The following is an 18,909-nucleotide window of genomic DNA, read 5'->3' as shown; positions in this document are numbered from 1 at the left end:
CCGGTGATCCGTTACCGATCCTGTGCAGGCACGGCCGGTCACAAACAGCCCCTGGCGGTGGTTGACAAACGACCGGCGCTGGGGATAATGTCGCGTCCCAAACGGGCCCCCGGCCCGAAGTTCGAGTTTTACAGATTCCAGACAGGAGCAACCGGTGGCCAACTCACCTCAAGCGAAGAAACGCGCGCGCCAAAACGAAAAGCGCCGCAATCACAACGCCAGCCTGCGCTCCATGGTGCGCACCTACATCAAAAAGGTAGTTGCAGCCATCGATGCAGGTGATGCGGAAAAAGCCAAGACCGCGTACGCGGAAGCCGTGCCGGTTATCGACCGCATGGCCGACAAGGGCATCATCCACAAGAACAAGGCTGCTCGTCATAAGAGCCGCCTGAATGCCCAGATCAAAAAGCTGGCTGCCTGATCTATCAGGAAGCCCGCTCTTCTGAGCACAAAAAACCCCGCTATTGCGGGGTTTTTTATTGCCTGGAATAAAGTAGCGATCCCGTTTAAGACCACTACAACCGAGCCAGCGGCAGGGTTGACCTACAGCAGGATCAGATTATCCCGGTGGATCAGCTCGTCATCGTCGCGGTATCCCAGCAGATCGATAATCCGGTCTGAAGGCTGGCCACAGATCTTCTGGGCCTCGGCACTATCGTAGTTCACCAGCCCGCGGGCAATCTCCTCCCCCGCCTCACTGATACAGCTGACCAGGTCTCCGCGGTGAAAACGCCCCTCGATAGCGGTCACCCCAACAGGCAGCAGGCTCTTCCCCTGGCTGCGCAGCGCGCGCCCGGCACCGCCGTCCAGCAGCAGACGACCCCGCACCTGCAGCTGCCCCGCCAGCCAGCGCTTGCGCGCGGTCAGAGGATCTGCCTCAGGCAACAGCAGGGTTCCCAGGTCTTCTCCCGCCACCACTCGCTCAATCACCGAATCGTTGGCACCGCCGACAATCACCGTGCGCGCGCCGGAGCGCGCTGCCAGCTGGGCCGCGCGCACCTTGGTGGCCATTCCACCGCGCCCAAGCCCACTGCGCGAATCTCCCGCCATAGCGACCAGACGCGGATCCGATGCCGTGGCCTCACGCACCAGCTCAGCGTGCGGGTTATCCCGAGGATCTTCGGTGAACAACCCCTCGGCATCGGTGAGAATCAGCAGCACATCCGCCTCCACCAGGTTCGCCACCAGCGCCCCCAGGGTATCGTTGTCGCCAAAGCGGATTTCATCGGTAACGACGGTGTCGTTTTCATTGATGATCGGCACGGCACCGAGAGACAGCAGGGTCTTCAGGGTACTGCGCGCATTGAGGTAGCGGGTGCGATTGGAGAGGTCGTCGTGGTCCAGCAGGATTTGCGCGGTGCGACAGTCGTACTGGCCGAATGCATGCTCGTACACCTGCACCAGGTGGCTTTGACCCACCGCGGCGGCGGCCTGCAACTGATGGATGGACTCCGGGCGCTTGCGCCAGCCCAGGCGGTCCATGCCAGCCGCTACCGCACCGGAAGAGACCAGCAGCACCTCGATTCCCTGTCGACGCAGAGCGCTTATCTGGCCAGCCCAGTTATGGATGGCCGCACGATTTACGCCGCGACCATTGTCGGTCAGCAGCGCACTGCCTATTTTGATGACCCAGCGCTTGCTGGTAGAAAGCTGTTGGCGCGACGAGATGGAGTCCATTTCTTCCTCATATCAGGACGCGCCCCTTCAGGTCACTCAGGCGGGCTTCAGATGAACCTCGGCCAGTGCCGGCCAGGATCAGGATAAAGCTCTGAAGGGGCGATTTTCTCAGGGACGATATTCTACATCGACGTCGTAGTCATCGTCGTCCCAATCTTCATCATCTTCGTCAACTTCACCGGACTCTTTTGCCGCTTTGCGCTTGGCTCGCTGGGTTTCGCGCAGCTCTTCAATACGCTCGCGCGCCTCGCGCTGCATCTGGCGCTGCGCTTCCTGCTCGGCCTCGAACAGGTTGCCGTCCAGCTCTTCCATCTCCTTGCGCTCTTCGAGGTAATCCATCAGCTGCCCGCTCAGCACATCGGTACCCTCACCACGAATGGCCGCCACACGGAATACCGGCCCCTGCCAACCCAGGGCATTGACCACAGACTGACAGCGCTCTTCCAGCTCATCCGCCGGCACCAGGTCGGTCTTGTTCAGCACCAGCCAGCGCTCGCGGCCGGCCAGGGTAGGACTGAAGCTCTCCAGCTCATGCTCGATCGCCAGCGCATTCTGCGCCGGATCGGAGCCGTCGAACGGCGCCAGATCCACCAGGTGCAGCAGCACGCGGCAACGGGTCAGGTGCTTCAGGAAACGCACGCCCAGGCCGGCGCCCTCTGCAGCCCCCTCGATCAGGCCGGGAATATCCGCAATCACGAAACTGCGATACTTCTGCACCTTCACCACACCCAGGTTGGGCACCAGCGTGGTGAACGGGTAGTTCGCCACCTTCGGCTTGGCCGCAGACACCGCGCGGATAAAGGTCGACTTGCCCGCATTCGGCAGCCCCAGCATGCCGACATCTGCCAGCACCTTCAGCTCCAGCTTGAGGTTGCGACGCTCGCCCTCACTGCCGGGAGTCGTCTGGCGCGGCGCGCGGTTGGTACTGGACTTGAACCGGGTATTGCCCAGGCCGTGCCAGCCACCCTGCGCCACCATCAGCTTCTCGCCAGGCTCGAGCAGGTCTCCCAGAGTCTCCCCGGTATCCACATCGATGGCGGTAGTGCCCACCGGCACCTTGAGCACCAGATCTTCACCTTTGGCGCCGGTACAGTTGCGACCGCGCCCGGCCTCGCCGTTCTGGGCCTGGTAGTTGGGCTGGTAGCGGTAGTCCACCAGGGTGTTCAGTGACTCATCAGCCAGCAAATACACCGAGCCGCCGTCGCCGCCGTCACCGCCGTCGGGACCACCCTTGGCGACGAATTTCTCGCGCCGAAAGCTCAGACACCCTTTACCGCCGTTGCCGGCCTGCACCGAAATCGGCGCCTCATCTACAAATTTCATGACTCTACTTACCGGATTACCCGGTCTTCAGTGTAATTTGCCCACAGAAATAACAAAAAACGGGCTATAGATACAAAAAAGCCCCGCGATTGCGGGGCTTTTTATCGGGCGTTACGACCGCTTAGGCTGTTTCGATGGAAACAAACTTGCGGTTGTTGGCGCCTTTGACCTCAAACTTCACTACGCCATCAGCGGTAGCGAACAGAGTGTGGTCTTTGCCCATACCAACGTTAACACCAGCGTGGAACTTGGTGCCGCGCTGACGAACGATGATGCTGCCTGCAGAGACAGCCTGACCGCCAAAGCGCTTTACGCCCAGGCGTTTACTTTCGGAATCGCGACCATTGCGCGTACTACCGCCAGCTTTCTTATGTGCCATGAGTAGTTACTCCTCTTCTATTACCCGGTGATTAGCCTTTGATGCCAGTGATTTTAACTTCGGTGTACCACTGACGGTGGCCCTGACGCTTCATGGAGTGCTTACGACGACGGAACTTGATGATTTTCACTTTCTCGCCGCGGCCGTGGCTCAGCACTTCTGCAGTCACCTTGGCACCTTCCACTACCGGCGCACCAATGTTGATGGCATCGCCGTCAACTACCATCAGAACCTTGTCGAAATCGACAGATTCGCCGGTAGCCACTTCAATTTTTTCCAGGCGCAGAACTTCGCCTTCTTCAACACGGTGTTGTTTGCCACCGCTTTCGATAACAGCGTACATATTTCTATGCTCCAAAATGGACGACACGAAGCAGCGACGGGGTCACAGAATAAGGTGGTGACCAACCAGCCAGCATTTTGGGAGCTTGCGCCGTTGTTGTTTAAAACTACATTTTCCGCCTAACGGCTATCCACAGAGGAAAGGCCCAGTTCGAGCGGGGCGCAGATTCTAATCAATTCGCCCGATTGATACAATAGCGCACTTTTCCATCAGGTCGCCTTTCCGCCCGGGGCCAAAACCGCTAGGCTTGTGCCGCCGTAAGCAGACCACACACCAGAATCCCGAAGCCAGATATCACAGAAGTATAAGGAACCCTGCATGTTGCCCTTTCATCAGGTAGCCGCGGACGACTTTGCCGCCGTCAACCAGCATATTCTCGACCAGCTGCACTCAGACGTCCCCCTCGTGGAAAACATCGGCCACTATCTGGTGGAAGCCGGCGGCAAGCGCCTGCGCCCTCTCCTGGTGCTGCTGTGCAGCCGCGCTGCGGGCTACAAGGGCAATGCCCACATCGGCCTCGCCACCATTATCGAATTCATTCATACCGCCACCCTGCTGCACGACGACGTGGTGGACACGTCCGACATGCGCCGCGGCCGCCTGACCGCCAACGCCCAGTGGGGCAATGCGCCGGCGGTGCTGGTGGGCGATTTCCTTTACTCCCGCGCCTTCCAGATGATGGTGGCACTGAAGGATATGGACATCATGTCCATCCTCTCCGACACCACCAACACCATCGCCGAGGGCGAGGTGCAGCAGCTGGTGAACGCTGGGGATCCAGCGGTCACTGAAGCCAACTATCTCAATGTTATCCACAAGAAGACCGGCGCCCTGTTTGAGGCCGCCTGCGAGACCGCCGCGGTACTCGCCGGTTGCAGCGCGGAAGAGCGCGAATCCCTCAAGCTGTATGGCCGCCACCTGGGCTCCGCGTTCCAGCTGGTAGACGACGCGCTGGACTACCGGGGTAACTCGGAAGAGCTGGGCAAGAATGTGGGTGACGACCTGGCAGAGGGCAAACCCACCCTGCCACTGATCTACACCATGGCGAACGGTACCGCCGAGCAGGCGGCCCTGGTGAGACAGGCCATCGGACAGAAGAGTGCGGATCAGCTCGAGCCGATTGTCGCCGCCATCGAGGCCTGCGGCGCCCTGGACTACACCCTGGAGCGCGCCCGCGCCGAAGTAGACCTGGCGATGGAAAAACTGGAGTTCCTGGAAGAAGGCGAACACAAAACCGCGCTCAAGCAGCTGGCCAGTTTTGCAATTGAAAGAACCACCTGATCTGAAACGAGCCGGGCGGCCGCCCGGCTCGTTTCCACTGAACCTCCCCCTCCCCCTTACTTAAAAGGTGTACTTCAGTTCCGCGCTGATCGAACGCGGCGGTGCCGGATAGCGGCCGGAAGGGCTCACATCGATGCCGCGGAAGTAATACTCGTCGTTCAGCAGGTTGTTCGCCGAGAGACCGGTGTACAACTCTGAGCCATTCGCCCGGGTAAACACCTTGCTCACCTGCAGATTCCACACAGTGTAGGCCGGCAGCTTCCCGGTGGTACCGGATGCCAGCTCTTCTTCCGTGTTGGCCTGATCACTGTACGCACTGCTGAAATAGAAGCCGGACAGTGTGATATCGACATCCGCCAGTGCATAACTCGCATCCCAGCTCAACTGGTGCTCGGAAGCGTAGGGCAATTCCTTGCCGATATTGGCGCCCTCGCGCTGCTCACTATCGAGATAGTTGTAGGCCATGTGCAACTGCAGTGCCGGCAGGCTGCTGGGGGAGATCACACCTTCAAGCTCCAAGCCCTGGTGACGGGTCTCGCCCACATTGTCGAAGCTCTGCTCGCTGCTGTTGTAAAGCAGCTGATCGGTAAAATCGATACGGTAGAGTGAGGCACTCACACTCGCACTTTCCGCCGGCTCGAATCGTATCCCCGCCTCATAATTCCACGCCAGCTCCGCCCCCTCGTCGCCAGTGCCGCGGATGACGGCGATTTGTGGCGCGCGCAAAGAGCGCTGGGTATTGGCGTAGAGGAAGAGCTTGTCGCTGGCCTCAAAGCCCACACTGATACCCGGCAGCAGCTCCGTGATGCGATTATCCGCAGCAGAGTCATTACCCACGTCCGTGAAATCCATGTCGACGCTTTCGTAGCGCAGCCCCGGTGTAACGCTCAGGCGTTTATCCAGCAGGCGAATCTCGTCACTGACAAAGGCGGCAATCGCACTGGTTTCCAGCAACCAGTCCCGCGGAGTCGCGGTAGCCCCGGTATCGATCACCGTCTGAACCAGCTTGTAATCCACTGCTTCCTTTACCAGACGCGAACCAAAAGTCAGGGTATGCGAAACATCGCCTGCGAACTGCAGGCTCACCCGCGGCTCGGTCCCCCAAACATCAAACTCACGCGGTGAACTGCGCAGCAGCGTGGCCGGCGCAGCCGGGTCCGCCCAGTGATTGGCACTGGGATCAGTACTGAAGTCCCACTGAAAATTACGCGTTGAGCTGTGCGCAAACGTCATCCACTCAAAGGTGCCCGCATCAGCGAAGCCCAGCTCACCCAGCTGCTGCTTGTAGTGCGCACTGAAACGGGTGGTATCCCCCTGGAATTCATCATTGGGCCGCAGCGACTGTTCCCGATTTTTGGCATAAGCGTCCGCAGTCAATGCACCCGGCATTTCGGTATCGGCATCGTAGCGCTGCAGCGTCAGATCCAATTGCTTGCCAGCATCGATATTCCAGCGACTTTTTACCAGCCAGTTTTTGACACTGGTATCCGAATGATCCCGAAAGGAATCACCGCTAATCAGGTTACCTTCGAGCTGAATGGAAAACTGGTCGTTTAGTGCTCCACCGGTACGGGCGTAGGTATCGGTGAGCATATTGCCACCAGAGAAACTGGTGAGCTTCTCCTGCAAGCTGGTTTCCCACCGCTGCGGAATCGGCTTGGTAACCAGGTTGATTACACCACCGACGTTATTGGGACCGTATTGCACCGCCGCACCACCGCGCACAATATCAATACGATCGAGGCTTTTCAGGGCAGCGGGAAACAGTGATTGACCGGTGTGGCCATAGGGGGCCAGTGTCAGTGGAATCCCATCAACCAGAAATTGGGTATAACCCGAGCGACTGGCGTTGAGGCCGCGCACGGCGACATTGGGTAAAACACCGGTGCCGCTTTCATCCTGAATCTTGACGCCCGGCACCCGCTGCAGGCCATCATCAATGGACAGAGTGGCCATTTTCTGCAGTTGCTCGGCGGTCAACAGACTGCGATTACCGGGATAAGTGAGCACTTCTTCCGGCAGCGAGTTGCCCAACACATTGCCGGTAACCTGAACCTCTTCCAGCTTGGCTTTTGCGGGCTCAGTCTCACGATCTGCAGCTTGCGCTCCGACAGCGCCGATAGCGGAAGCCAAGATAGCGCAGCTCAGCATTGAGCGCGGAAAGAATTTCGACGTATTTTGCATAGGAATGTCCTTGGCCTATATCAGGAAATCAAACATTGGGATTAGTTGGGATTAGCAGGGATTAAGGGGACCGCGCGGAGCCTGGTAATTTGAAATCATTGAGGTGTGCCTTCAACTGGCGAAACAGAATTCCACGATCCTCGCCGGTAACGAAGGTATGCACACCCTTTTCCCGCCACGCATCGAGCTGGGCTGGCTGCCGGGGAATGGCACAGAATGGAATGCCGGCTTCAAAGCAAGCGCCCGCCATGGCCTGGAGTGCCGCTTGTACGGATGCATGCTGTACCTGGCTGCCATGGCCCATTGCAATACTGAGATCCAGCGCCCCTTCGAGAATCATGTCGATGCCATCGAGCGTGAGAATCTCTGGCAGCGCGCTAACGCCTTCAGGATCCTCGATCATCAACACCAGTAAAACTTCGCGGTCGGCCCGCGCCATATACTCATCGAGATTCAGGGCTCCAAAGCCCGTATTACGCCCTCCGGTAATTCCGCGTCGCCCACGGGGAGGAAATCGCACCACATCAATTGCTGTACGCGCCTGAGCCACACTGCTAACACGCGGAATCACTATGCCCTGGGCACCAGCATCCAATGCGCGTGCAATAAGGGCGTTGTCACTACTCGGCACACGCACCAGGGGCGTTATATTGAAAGACTCCGCAGCACGAATACAGTGCTGCAGCTCCGCAGGATTCACCAGCAGATGCTCGGTATCGAGAATAATAAAGTCATAGCCTGCAGCGCCGATCATTTCGCAAACTAGCGGCGAGGGCACAGAATTCAGAATGCCAAACACTTCTTGCCGGCGAAGCATTTTTTCCTTGGCCGAATTTTTTTGAAGCACGGCTTCGACTTCCTTTTCCCGTATTACATTTCGCAAATAACCTGCCGCCACCTGCCTGAGGTTTGATCCAGCAAGCCGCCCGACAACAGCAATTGGGACACACGTCCCGAACCAGTTAATTCAAATGATAAACATTTTCATTTAGATATACAAGAAGGGGTTCCCTATGTATGCTCCGTCACCGTTACCTGTACCGACGGATTGGCGCAGAGGAAATAATTTTGTCATCAGTTTGAAAACCCCTGAAAAAATGGGGAATTAAATTCATCTGATGACGGCGTAATCCGACGGTGCGGCTGCCGAGCTTTGGGGGGGCAATTTGCTCCCCGGTTTCCACAATCAGCAAAGGAGATCGCAATGCCCCGTCAAATGGTATTGATTACGCACATCCTCCATCCCGCTATCGTGCGCGGCTTCCTCCCCGCGAGCCTGGAACTGGGCTATGAAGTCACACTTGTGACCGATTGCGGCCTGGCGCACAAACAGCACTTTGTCGAACAGTCAGTAGAGCTACCCACCACCATTCTCGAATGTGATGTATTCAACCCCCTTGCCGTGATTGACCTCCTGAGCAGTCACGACCTCTCACCGGATATGGTGTTCAGCAATAGTGACCACTTGCAGACGGTCACCGCCCTGGTGGCCGAGTATTTCTCTTTACCGGGAAAAAACTGGCGCCGCTGCTATTCCGCGAAAAACAAGGCGTCTATGCGCAATCGCCTGGAAAAGCTCGGACTCCCGACACCCCGCTCTGAATTACTGCTGCCAACCCAGAGTCTTCCCACACAACTCAGCTATCCGGTCGTCGCAAAACCCCGCGAGGGCGTGGCAAGCATGCATGTGCGCATGTGTCAGAACGCGGAAGAGCTCACCGAATACCTGAAAGTATTCCGTCGCGCCAATCCGATCACTCCCGTTCTGCTGGAGGAATATATGCAGGGAGACCTGTTCACACTGGAAACCCTGGGTGACGGGCATGACTTGATTGCGGTTGGTGGTTTTGATGTGACACTTTCCGAGCCACCGGATTTCATTGAGCACAGCGCGGTATGGAATGGAAAAAACAGTATGCGGTACCGCGAGCAGGCACTGGCACAACTGCGGGAATTCGGTATGCACTTCGGCGTCTGCCACAGCGAATTCATCGCGACCGAATCCGGGCCGAAACTGGTAGAAATCAATTACCGGAGCATCGGCGATGGCCGTGAATTTCTACTCGATGAACTGCTGCCGGGAGGATGGTTCATACCCATCCTGCAACTCCACCAAGGTGAACCGCTCCCCGCATTTAGCGCGCCAAAGGACCAGGCAATCATTCACTACCTGATAGCAGAGCAAGAAGGTGAAGTGGTCGAGCAGACAGGAGAAATTCAACGGCAGGAAAACGGTGTGAAATTCAGCTACCAGCCACTCCGTAAACAAGGGGAAACCATCCGCTTATCGCGCTCCAACAAAGACTACATTGGCGTGGTAACCGCTATCGCCAGCGCCTCTATCGACCTCCACAGCGCCGTCGAGGAATTCTGCAGCACTCTCGAGTGGAGAATCCAAGCATGAGCGAATCGGCCGAAAGCTACATTACGCAACGTATCATCAACGCCTGCGTTCGCGAACAAATTGGTGACCTTGCCCACGCCACCGTCACGCGCGAATGTCCAACATCGGCAGTGCGATCTACAGTAGCGCTACACAGCGACTACTGGCTGATATTTACCACCGGCAAGGGCACGGTTTATCTGCCCGTTGAACAACATGAATTTATGCAAAGCTGGCGCGCTACTGGCGACCAGTGGCTGGTGAAAAGCAAGAACCAATGGCTGCAGCAGCGAGGCTATCGTCACTGGTTGTCCCTACTTGCATATGCACAGGATGAGGAAACCCAGGCACTTTTTTCCGCGTACTGCCAAGAATCGGAGACCGCGGTACGTCATCGCGATTTATGTCTCGAGGCGTACCGAAACCAAGAGGCGGTGTTAAGCCTGCCTCTATCCGCACGACCACACTGGTGGCAGCGACTGCTATACAGCGAGCAGGTGGCCTCGTACCTCGACCACCCCTTTTACCCGACTGCCAGGGCCAAGCATGGCCTGGACGACGAGGACCTGCGCCGCTACGCCCCGGAATTTATGTCGAGCTTTGCACTGCGGTGGCTGGCGGTAGAAAAACCCCTACTTACCCTGACCGCGCCGCTGCCATCCGTTTGGCCATCATTTAGCGAGGTCGGTTTACCGGAAGACTTTTCACACAGCCACTATCTGTTACCGGTACACCCGTTGACCTGGGAGCATCTGACGCTTCCACACGCAGGGATCATCCGGGCCCCCAATAGCGCACGGGAAGTCCTGCCTACCCTCTCGGTTCGAACGGTCATGTTTGTAGACCAGCCGGATCTGCATATCAAAATACCCCTCAGCATGAGTACGCTGGGGGCCAAAAATATCCGTTCGATCAAGCCCTCAACCCTGTATGACGGCCATGCTTTTTCCCGCCTACTGACGGAGATAGCAAAGCGCGACCCGGTATTGCGCGGCAGCTATCTGCACTGCGACGAACAGGCCGGCGGACATTGCGGAGAATCTCGCGAGCTTGCATTCATCCTGCGCCGCTACCCCGCTGAGCAACTGCAGGAATCGACGCTGGTACCGGTAGCAGCGCTGGCGAGCTCGATGCCTGATGGGAGGCTGTATCTCGAACATCTGGTCGACCAATTTTACCGAGGAGACCTGCACGCCTGGCTCGATGCATATCTATCCCTGATGCTCAAGGTGCACTTGCGCCTGTGGCTTGTTTACGGCATCGCGCTTGAGGCCAACCAGCAAAACGCTGTACTGAACTTTTGTGAGGGCAGGCCCCTCGGCCTGATCATGAAAGACAATGACTCGGCCCGCATCTTGCCTGCTCGCTGTATTTCCGCGGCACCCGAGTTGCAATCAGCCATCGAAGATCTGCGTGATGCACGCATTCGGGTTGACGAAGAACTGTCACTGGCACAAATGTTTTGCACCATCACGTTACAGTTGAATATTGCGGTCATTATCGAGGCGCTTTGCCAGCGCGGTCTGGCCAGACGGCGCCCCCTGTATGAAAAATTAAGAAAATTTTTACAGGTAGAGCTCGATTCCTTGCAAGGTGACGGAGTGGATACCACTTTCGCGACTCAATCCTTGCTGCAACAGGAATACCTCCCCATAAAGTACCTGCTCAGCGCCGGAAGCCTGCTCAGTAAAAGTCGTTCAGGCGCCGCTGACATCAACAAGCATTACGGTCAATCTGCACCAAATTTCCTGAGGATGACCAATGCGCAGTAACTTGAATGCCTTCGTGGGCAGCGTCCTGTTATGTCACTTCCTCTCAGCCTTCAGCGTGCTGGGAATCACGCTGTTTATTCCGCGAATATTGCAAAACCTGGATGCCAACCTTCCGGGCTACTGGGTTGGCCTGCTGTTTACCCTGCCAAGTGTGTGTACCGCCCTGAGCGCGCCCCTCTGGGGCCGCTTTGCGGATCGCTTTGGCAAGCGTACGTCGCTGCTTCGCGCGCAACTGGGGCTGATCATTGGCTTCCTCTTGTGCGGTTTTGCAGAATCCATCTCCACGTTCGCCATCGGGCTTCTTGTGCAGGGCGCATGTGGCGGGACCATAGCCGCGTCCAATGCATTTTTATCTACCCAACAGAAAGGCGAGACGCTCGCAAAGAGTCTGAACCTCACACAGGTTTCCGCACGAATGGCTCTCATAATTGCGCCGATACTGCTCGGGGTCACGTTGCAATGGATAGCGCCTTTAGAGGTCTATCGCTATCTCGCTCTGCTGCCATTTATCGCAGTACTCATTACGCTGAACCTACCGGCGGACACGCCACATATCAGCTCCAACAGGAGAGCGGGGGCCATTCCTCTGCCCCGGGCACTACACCTGCTTTTCATTCTCCAGTTCCTATTCTGCTTCGCTATGGTCGCTACCTACCCCTACTTTTTGCCCTATGCCGGTACGCTGGGTGTGACAACAGAGGGACTGGTTGGCCTCCTATATAGCCTGCCACACGTCGTGTACATCCTACTGATTGTACCCGCTGGAAAAATACGGCTGCCTGCGCAGGGCCAGGCGTTACTTGGCTTGTTGTGCCTGGGATTGTCCTGTTCAGGGCAATACCTGGCGGTATCACTCGAACAGCTGTGGCCGCTGAGGCTCCTGTTCGGTATCGGCGTAGTGTTTGCGTATACCGGACTCAATCGCCTGTTGAGCACTCAAGTCGACAAAGCTCAGGCCGGACGCACTTTTGGCTTTATCGATTCTGCCGGCAAGTGGGGCGGCGTCTTGGCAGGGCTTGGTGCCGCCACCACGACTTCAATCCAGCACAGTGCCACGCCTTTCCTCCTATCCGCAGTAAGTTGCGGGATAGCTATTACCCTGCTTGCATTCAAAACCGGGAGTATGAAAATCCATGGAAATACGGAAGTTTATTGAATCAATTCAGACCCAGATCAATGCAGAGCTCTCTGACAAAAATGCCACCACCTGCCTGCTGAACTGCTATATCCGCGAGTGCGCAATGAACGCCAATGAAGTGTCGTTTCATCACGAACTTGCCGATTGCCCACTTTCGCTGCGATCACTCAAAGCGCAATCCAATGGCCAATGGGTCTTGCTCAATTTTCCACAGTCCGGCGCCCGTTTGCTCGCCGTTGCAGAACAGGTCAGTAACATCGGCCGCTGTCGTTTCCTGGGAAAGCCCTTCGTGAAAAAGGAAGGCTCTCCCTGGCTCGCAATGGAAACCCTGGAGCTATGCACCTTCCTTCTGAACCACCTTTCATTGATATTGCCCGCAGAGTTCAATGAAGAGTTGCTCGAGCAGGTACAAAATAGCCGAGACATTACCCAGGCATTTCTCGGCAGCAGCAAAGTCAATCCAGATCAAACTGGAAATAGCTTTATCCGTGCCGAGCAAAGCCTGCTTTGGGGGCATGCACTGCACCCCAGCCCGAAAAGCCGGCACGGTGTGCCTCTCGAAACCCTCCTGCAGTGTTCGCCTGAAATCTCTGCAAGCTTTCCGCTTTTCTGGTTTGAAGTCTCACCGGAACTAATCCGAATTTTGGGAAATCAGACCGAAAAGGCAGAGAATGTATTGCGAAATTTACACGGCCAAAATGGATATCTCTATCCCTGTCATCCCTGGGAGGCGGAATACCTGTTGAAGCAGCCACTGATACTGGCGGCAATCAAACAGGGACTACTCAAGCCTCGAGGCGAGCTGGGCAATCCCGTACAGCCAACGTCATCGGTGCGAACGGTTTATCGGGAAGACCTTGATCTGCAGATGAAATTTTCCATTCATGTCAGACTGACCAACTGCATTCGAAAAAATGCCTGGTATGAGCTGCACAGCGCGGTATCGCTGACAGGCTTACTACGACCGCTTGCTACTGAAGCCCGTGAATACTGTCCGGACTTTCAGGTGATGTACGAACCACTGGCAAGCACACTAGACCTGGGTGCCCTGGCCAGGGAGCTCGGCATGAATGAACCTTCTGCAAGAGATTGCATGGAATCATTCGGTATCCTTTTCCGGGAAAACCTGAGCGCCCGCAATAATAAAAACCTGCGACCGCAACTGGCCGCCAGCCAGTTCACTTGTGACGCTCGCGGAAACAGCATCATCGCAATTCAACTAGCGTACCACTGCCGCCAGTCAGGTATTAGCTATCGAGAAATGGCACTGGACTGGTTCCAGCGATACATAGAAATAAGCCTGCGCGGTATTTTTTATTACTTTTTCAAGCAGGGGGTCGTATTTGAGCCTCACCTGCAGAACACGGTAATCGGGTTTCACAATGGTCTTCCCCATAAAATCTGGATTCGCGATCTCGAGGGCACCAAGCTGTTACCCGAGTTCTGGCCTGCTACACGGCTCTCCGAATTACAAGCGCGGGCGCGGCGGTCGGTCTATTACGAGCGGGAAAAGGGATGGAAGCGCATCGCTTACTGCCTGCTGGTAAATAATTTCAGTGAGGCCATCTTCCACCTTGCGGCGGGGCATGAGGAAGATAACTGCCAGGAAAACATAAGGCTAGAGTGCGAGCTTTGGCAACTTCTGAGAACGGCCGTTGAGCAGTGGCAGTATGAAAATGGTGCTCAGCCTGAGCTGGGCCAATTACTGCTCGGGGAGACGATACCATCCAAAAACAACTTTACGACACGGTTGTTAAAGCAAGCGGATTTCCAGGCGGGCTACACCAACCTGAAAAACCCGCTGGTGCTATCGCCCGTAAGCCAGAACCATCAAAGCTCAGAACACACATTGCGCACCAGATAGAAACAGGTAATTAATGTGAAACACCGATTAAAACAGGCCATTGAATCCTTGGCCTCTTCTGCATCGCAGCCTGTCTGCGCATATATATACGACCTGGCAGAACTCCAGCGGCACGTTGCAGCCATGCGTTCAGCAATGCCGGAAAATACGCAGCTGTACTATGCCGCAAAAGCCAACCCAGACAGCAGAATCCTCGCAGCGCTTGCCCCCTGGGTGGAAGGTTTTGAAGCGGCGTCCGGCGGCGAGCTCGATTGGCTTTATGAAACCCACCCGGAGATGTCACTGATTTTCGGGGGGCCGGGGAAACTGGAAAGCGAACTTGCCAGTGCTCTGGACAAGCAAGTCGAATACTTTCATGTTGAAAGCCTCACCGAGTTGTACCGGCTCGCTCAGCTCATCACGCAAAGAGACCAGCAGGTCCCCATTCTGTTACGAATGAACATTTCACTGGAAGGGATCGCCCTTACCAAGCTCGCCATGGGCGGCAAGCCCAGTCCTTTCGGACTCGATCCGCTGGATCTGGACAGCGCACTCGCCCTGATCCGCGATAATCCGGGACTGTCATTGCATGGGTTTCACTTCCACATGATGTCACATCAATTGTGTGCAGATACCCATCTCCAGTTGATTGAGCTTTACTTCTCCACGTTCCGACGGTGGTGTGAAGGATATGGCCTGCACTTGCCAATTCTGAATGTCGGCGGCGGCATGGGAATAGACTATGGCGAACAGGCAAATCATTTCGACTGGGAGAGATTCTGCCGGGGGCTGGCAGTATTGATGGAACAGACAAACCTGTGGGATACCAAGGTACGCTTTGAGTGCGGCCGCTTCATCACCGCAACCTGTGGTTATTACGTGATGGAAGTATTAGATATCAAACGCAACCACGGCGAGTACTTCGCAATCGGGCACGGTGGTACTCACCATTTTCGTACGCCGGCGGCGCAATCCCATAACCATCCATTTTTTGTGCTGGAAGGCCGCAAACGGGGCAAGGCCATTAGCCGCGAGTCCGTTACACTCGTCGGGCAGCTTTGTACACCGAAGGACGTGCTGGCAGCACGGCAACCGGTCAACGAACTGGCTATCGGGGACTATCTGGTATTTCCTCTGGCCGGCGCATATGCGTGGAATATTTCACATCAGAATTTCCTGATGCACGCGCCGCCACAGGTATGCTACCTGGACTAGCGGAGATGTGTTGCAGCCAACTCTTGCCCCATAAAAAAACCCGGCTAATTTGCCGGGTTTTTCCTGCGCTGCTGAGTTACAGCTTCATGTCACCAAAGAAGTTCTTCACCCCTTCAAACCAGCCGGTCTGACGCGGGGAGTTCTTCTTTTCGCTGAGCGTGTCGGCGAACTCTTCCAGCAGCTCTTTCTGCTTGGCGGTGAGATTTACCGGTGTTTCCACCACCACGCGGCACAACAGATCGCCCGGTGCACCGCCGCGGACTGGCGTTACACCCTTGCCGCGCAGGCGGAACAGTTTGCCGGTCTGGCTCTCTGCGGGGATCTTCAGCTTGACCTTGCCGTCCAGGGTCGGCACTTCCATCTCACCACCCAGTGCGGCGGTGGCGAAGCTGATCGGCACTTCGCAGTAGAGGTTTTTGCCATCGCGCTGGAACAGCTCGTGCTCGCGCACCATAACCTGTACGTACAGGTCGCCGGCCGGTCCGCCGTCGGGTCCGGCCTCGCCTTCACCCGCAAGACGGATACGGTCACCGGTATCCACACCCGGCGGTACCTTGACCGACAGGGTTTTGGTTTCTTCCACGCGACCGCGGCCGTGGCAGCTGCCACAGGGGTCGGTGATTACGGTTCCGCGACCGCGACAGTTGGGGCAGGTCTGCTGAACAGAGAAAAAGCCCTGCTGCATGCGTACCTGACCGGCGCCACCACAGGTGCCACAGGTCTGGGGCTGGGAACCGGCCTTAGCACCAGAGCCGTGACAGGTGCCACAGTTGGCCAGGGTCGGCACCTTGATCTTGACGGTGGTGCCGCGCACCGCGTCTTCCAGGTCCAGGTCCAGGTCGTAGCGCAGGTCGGAGCCGCGCTGCGGTCCGCGACGGCCGCCACCGGCGCCGCCGCCAAAGATATCGCCGAACACGTCGCCGAAAATATCGGAGAATCCACCGAAGCCACCGGCACCCGCGCCGCCAGCCTGACCGTCCACACCGGCGTGGCCGAACTGGTCATAGGCCGCTTTTTTCTGCGGATCAGACAGGACTTCGTAGGCCTCATTGGCCTCCTTGAATTTGTTCTCCGCCTCTTTGTCATCGGGGTTGCGGTCGGGGTGGAACTTCATGGCTACCCGACGGTAAGCCTTTTTCAGTTCCTTTTCGTCCGCGCCTTTGCTGACACCGAGGACTTCGTAATAATCGCGTTTGGACATAGCTCTGTGTGTTCTTCTTAAACTGCATAAGGCGCGAAAGCTCTACAGAGCCTCCGCGCCTTTTTGTATTGCCCTGTAGGAGCCTGCCTTGCAGGCGAATGGATTGAATCCCGCCAGCGGCGTTTCGCCAGCAAGGCTGGCTCCTACAAGTCAGGGCATAGGCAAGTAGTTACTTACTTGTCTTCTTTTTTGTCTTCTTTGACTTCTTCGAACTCAGCGTCCACTGCGTCGTCACCACCGGATTGGGCCTGTTCGGCCTGCTCGGCAGCCGCTTCACCGGCTTGCGCCTGCTCCGCGTACATCTTCTGGGCCACCGGGCCAGAGGCTTCGGTCAGCTTGGTGGTTGCGGCTTCCATGGCAGCTTTGTCGTTGCCTTTCACCGCTTCTTCCGCTTCGGAGAGCGCCGCGTCGATAGCCGCTTTCTCGTCCGCAGTTGCCTTGTCACCGGCTTCTTCCAGAGTCTTCTTGGTGGCAGAGATCAGGCCGTCGAGCGTGTTGCGGGTAGTCACCAGCTCCTCGAACTGCTTGTCCGCTTCGGCGTTGGCCTCGGCGTCCTGTACCATTTTTTCGATCTCGTCATCGGACAGACCGGAAGAGGCCTTGATCACGATGGACTGTTCTTTACCAGTCGCCTTGTCTTTGGCGTGCACATGCAGGATGCCGTTGGCATCGATATCGAAGGTCACTTCGATCTGCGGCATGCCGCGCGGCGCCGGCGGGATATCGGCCAGGTCGAAACGACCCAGGGACTTGTTCTGTGCCGCCTGCTTGCGCTCACCCTGAACTACGTGAATGGTTACCGCGGTCTGGTTATCGTCTGCGGTGGAGAACACCTGGGACTTCTTGGTCGGGATGGTGGTGTTCTTCTCGATCAGCGGAGTGGCCACGCCACCCATGGTCTCGATGCCCAGGGTCAGCGGGGTTACGTCCAGCAGCAGTACGTCTTTCACGTCACCGCCCAGAACCGCGCCCTGGATGGCAGCGCCCACGGCTACCGCTTCATCCGGGTTTACGTCTTTGCGCGGCTCTTTGCCGAAGAACTCGGTTACCTTCTGCTGCACCAGCGGCATACGGGTCTGACCGCCCACCAGGATCACTTCGTCGATGCTGGACGCAGACATGTCGGCGTCGGCCAGCGCAGTCTTAACCGGCTCCAGGGAGCGGGTTACCAGTTCTTCCACCAGGCTTTCCAGCTTGGCGCGGGTCAGTTTGACCACCAGGTGCTTCGGACCGGTAGCGTCTGCAGTGATGTACGGCAGGTTCACTTCGGTCTGCTGGCTGGAGGACAGCTCGATCTTGGCTTTCTCGCCGGCTTCTTTCAGGCGCTGCATGGCCAGGGGATCGCCTTTCAGGTCGATGCCCTGTTCTTTCTTGAACTGCTCGGCCAGGTAGTCGATCAGGCGCAGGTCGAAGTCTTCACCGCCGAGGAAGGTGTCACCGTTGGTGGACAGCACTTCAAACTGCTTCTCACCGTCAACATCGGCAATCTCGATGATGGAGATATCGAAGGTACCACCACCCAGGTCGTATACCGCGATGGTGCGGTCACCACCGGCCTTGTCCATGCCGTAGGCCAGGGCCGCAGCAGTCGGCTCGTTGATGATGCGCTTCACGTCCAGACCGGCGATACGGCCGGCGTCTTTGGTCGCCTGGCGCTGGGAGTCGTTGAAGTAGGCTGGTACGGTGATTACCGCAGCGTCTACCTTCTCACCGAGGAAATCTTCCGCGGTCTTCTTCATCTTTTTCAGGACTTCGGCAGAGATCTGCGGCGGTGCTTTCTTGTCGCCCTTTACTTCTACCCAGGCATCGCCGTTTTCGGCTTCAACGATGGAGTAAGGCACCATTTTGATGTCTTTCTGCACAACGTCGTCTTTGAACTTGCGACCGATCAGGCGCTTAACCGCAAACAGGGTATTGGTGGGGTTGGTCACTGCCTGACGCTTGGCGGACTGGCCTACCAGTACTTCGTTGTCGTCGGTGAAGGCAACGATGGAAGGCGTAGTGCGATCGCCTTCAGCGTTCTCGATGACACGAGCCTTGTCGCCGTCCAGTACTGCCACACAGCTGTTGGTAGTACCCAGGTCGATACCGATGATTTTTCCCATTGGTCTGATTCCTCACTTTACTGCGCGCCGGATTCGGTCCTGGCTGCACACGTTTGTATTCGGTT

At 56.9% G+C, this 18,909-nt stretch carries 15 protein-coding genes; 7 read left to right on the top strand and 8 right to left on the bottom strand.

Features of this window, described 5'->3' with window-relative positions; translation table 11 throughout:
• Nucleotides 1-154 precede the first annotated feature (154 nt).
• Nucleotides 155-421: a 30S ribosomal protein S20 gene (rpsT, locus tag HUW35_RS10215; protein ID WP_010132154.1), complete on the top strand. Its 267-nt coding sequence runs from the start codon at nt 155-157 to the stop codon at nt 419-421.
• Nucleotides 422-543: 122 nt separating this feature from the next.
• Here the strand turns inward: rpsT and proB are convergent, their stop codons facing one another.
• The 4 genes from proB to rplU all read right to left on the bottom strand — a co-directional run bounded on the left by proB (nt 544) and on the right by rplU (nt 3,722).
• Nucleotides 544-1,677, bottom strand: a complete 1,134-nt coding sequence (proB, locus tag HUW35_RS10210) for a glutamate 5-kinase (RefSeq protein ID WP_181252253.1) — start codon at nt 1,675-1,677, stop codon at nt 544-546.
• A 108-nt stretch (nt 1,678-1,785) separates the two neighbouring features.
• Nucleotides 1,786-3,000 (bottom strand): Obg family GTPase CgtA, encoded by a 1,215-nt coding sequence (gene cgtA, locus HUW35_RS10205; RefSeq protein ID WP_181252252.1) that lies wholly within the window; start codon nt 2,998-3,000, stop codon nt 1,786-1,788.
• Between the two features lie 121 nt (nt 3,001-3,121).
• Nucleotides 3,122-3,379, bottom strand: a complete 258-nt coding sequence (gene rpmA, locus HUW35_RS10200) for a 50S ribosomal protein L27 (RefSeq protein WP_010132157.1) — start codon at nt 3,377-3,379, stop codon at nt 3,122-3,124.
• Between the two features lie 31 nt (nt 3,380-3,410).
• Complete coding sequence (rplU, locus tag HUW35_RS10195; protein ID WP_078083863.1) at nt 3,411-3,722, bottom strand: 50S ribosomal protein L21; 312 nt, start codon at nt 3,720-3,722, stop codon at nt 3,411-3,413.
• A 318-nt stretch (nt 3,723-4,040) separates the two neighbouring features.
• Between rplU and ispB the strand changes: the two genes are divergently transcribed.
• Complete coding sequence (gene ispB / locus HUW35_RS10190; RefSeq protein WP_181252251.1) at nt 4,041-5,003, top strand: octaprenyl diphosphate synthase; 963 nt, start codon at nt 4,041-4,043, stop codon at nt 5,001-5,003.
• Nucleotides 5,004-5,063: 60 nt separating this feature from the next.
• Here ispB and HUW35_RS10185 read toward each other — a convergent pair whose 3' ends face one another.
• Nucleotides 5,064-7,187, bottom strand: coding sequence for a TonB-dependent siderophore receptor (locus HUW35_RS10185; RefSeq protein WP_181252250.1), 2,124 nt, complete (start codon nt 7,185-7,187; stop codon nt 5,064-5,066).
• 61 nt (nt 7,188-7,248) lie between these two features.
• On the bottom strand, nt 7,249-8,085 hold the full coding sequence (locus tag HUW35_RS10180; RefSeq protein ID WP_219932531.1) for an HpcH/HpaI aldolase/citrate lyase family protein: 837 nt from the start codon (nt 8,083-8,085) through the stop codon (nt 7,249-7,251).
• Nucleotides 8,086-8,391: 306 nt separating this feature from the next.
• Here HUW35_RS10180 and HUW35_RS10175 point away from each other — a divergent pair, with 306 nt between their 5' ends.
• Genes HUW35_RS10175 through HUW35_RS10155 form a run of 5 tightly spaced genes read left to right on the top strand, consistent with a single transcriptional unit; the run spans nt 8,392 to nt 15,538 of the window.
• Nucleotides 8,392-9,591, top strand: a complete 1,200-nt coding sequence (locus HUW35_RS10175) for an acetyl-CoA carboxylase biotin carboxylase subunit family protein (RefSeq protein WP_219932529.1) — start codon at nt 8,392-8,394, stop codon at nt 9,589-9,591.
• On the top strand, nt 9,588-11,342 hold the full coding sequence (locus HUW35_RS10170; RefSeq protein WP_181252249.1) for an IucA/IucC family protein: 1,755 nt from the start codon (nt 9,588-9,590) through the stop codon (nt 11,340-11,342). Before HUW35_RS10175 ends, HUW35_RS10170 begins: the two co-directional genes overlap by 4 nt.
• Nucleotides 11,332-12,498, top strand: a complete 1,167-nt coding sequence (locus HUW35_RS10165; protein ID WP_181252248.1) for an MFS transporter — start codon at nt 11,332-11,334, stop codon at nt 12,496-12,498. The genes HUW35_RS10170 and HUW35_RS10165 overlap by 11 nt, the downstream gene beginning before the upstream one ends.
• Nucleotides 12,476-14,344, top strand: coding sequence for an IucA/IucC family siderophore biosynthesis protein (locus HUW35_RS10160; protein WP_181252247.1), 1,869 nt, complete (start codon nt 12,476-12,478; stop codon nt 14,342-14,344). The genes HUW35_RS10165 and HUW35_RS10160 overlap by 23 nt, the downstream gene beginning before the upstream one ends.
• 15 nt (nt 14,345-14,359) lie before the next feature.
• Nucleotides 14,360-15,538 (top strand): type III PLP-dependent enzyme, encoded by a 1,179-nt coding sequence (locus HUW35_RS10155; protein WP_181252246.1) that lies wholly within the window; start codon nt 14,360-14,362, stop codon nt 15,536-15,538.
• 76 nt (nt 15,539-15,614) lie between these two features.
• On the opposite strand, the gene dnaJ is transcribed toward HUW35_RS10155, so the two are convergent.
• Nucleotides 15,615-16,739 (bottom strand): molecular chaperone DnaJ, encoded by a 1,125-nt coding sequence (gene dnaJ, locus HUW35_RS10150; RefSeq protein WP_181252245.1) that lies wholly within the window; start codon nt 16,737-16,739, stop codon nt 15,615-15,617.
• Nucleotides 16,740-16,912: 173 nt separating this feature from the next.
• Nucleotides 16,913-18,844: a molecular chaperone DnaK gene (gene dnaK, locus HUW35_RS10145; RefSeq protein WP_181252244.1), complete on the bottom strand. Its 1,932-nt coding sequence runs from the start codon at nt 18,842-18,844 to the stop codon at nt 16,913-16,915.
• Nucleotides 18,845-18,909: the final 65 nt, after the last annotated feature.

The sequence above is a fragment of the Microbulbifer sp. YPW1 genome (assembly GCF_013367775.1).
Classification (GTDB): domain Bacteria; phylum Pseudomonadota; class Gammaproteobacteria; order Pseudomonadales; family Cellvibrionaceae; genus Microbulbifer.
This window is presented reverse-complemented; position numbering and strand designations above follow the sequence as displayed.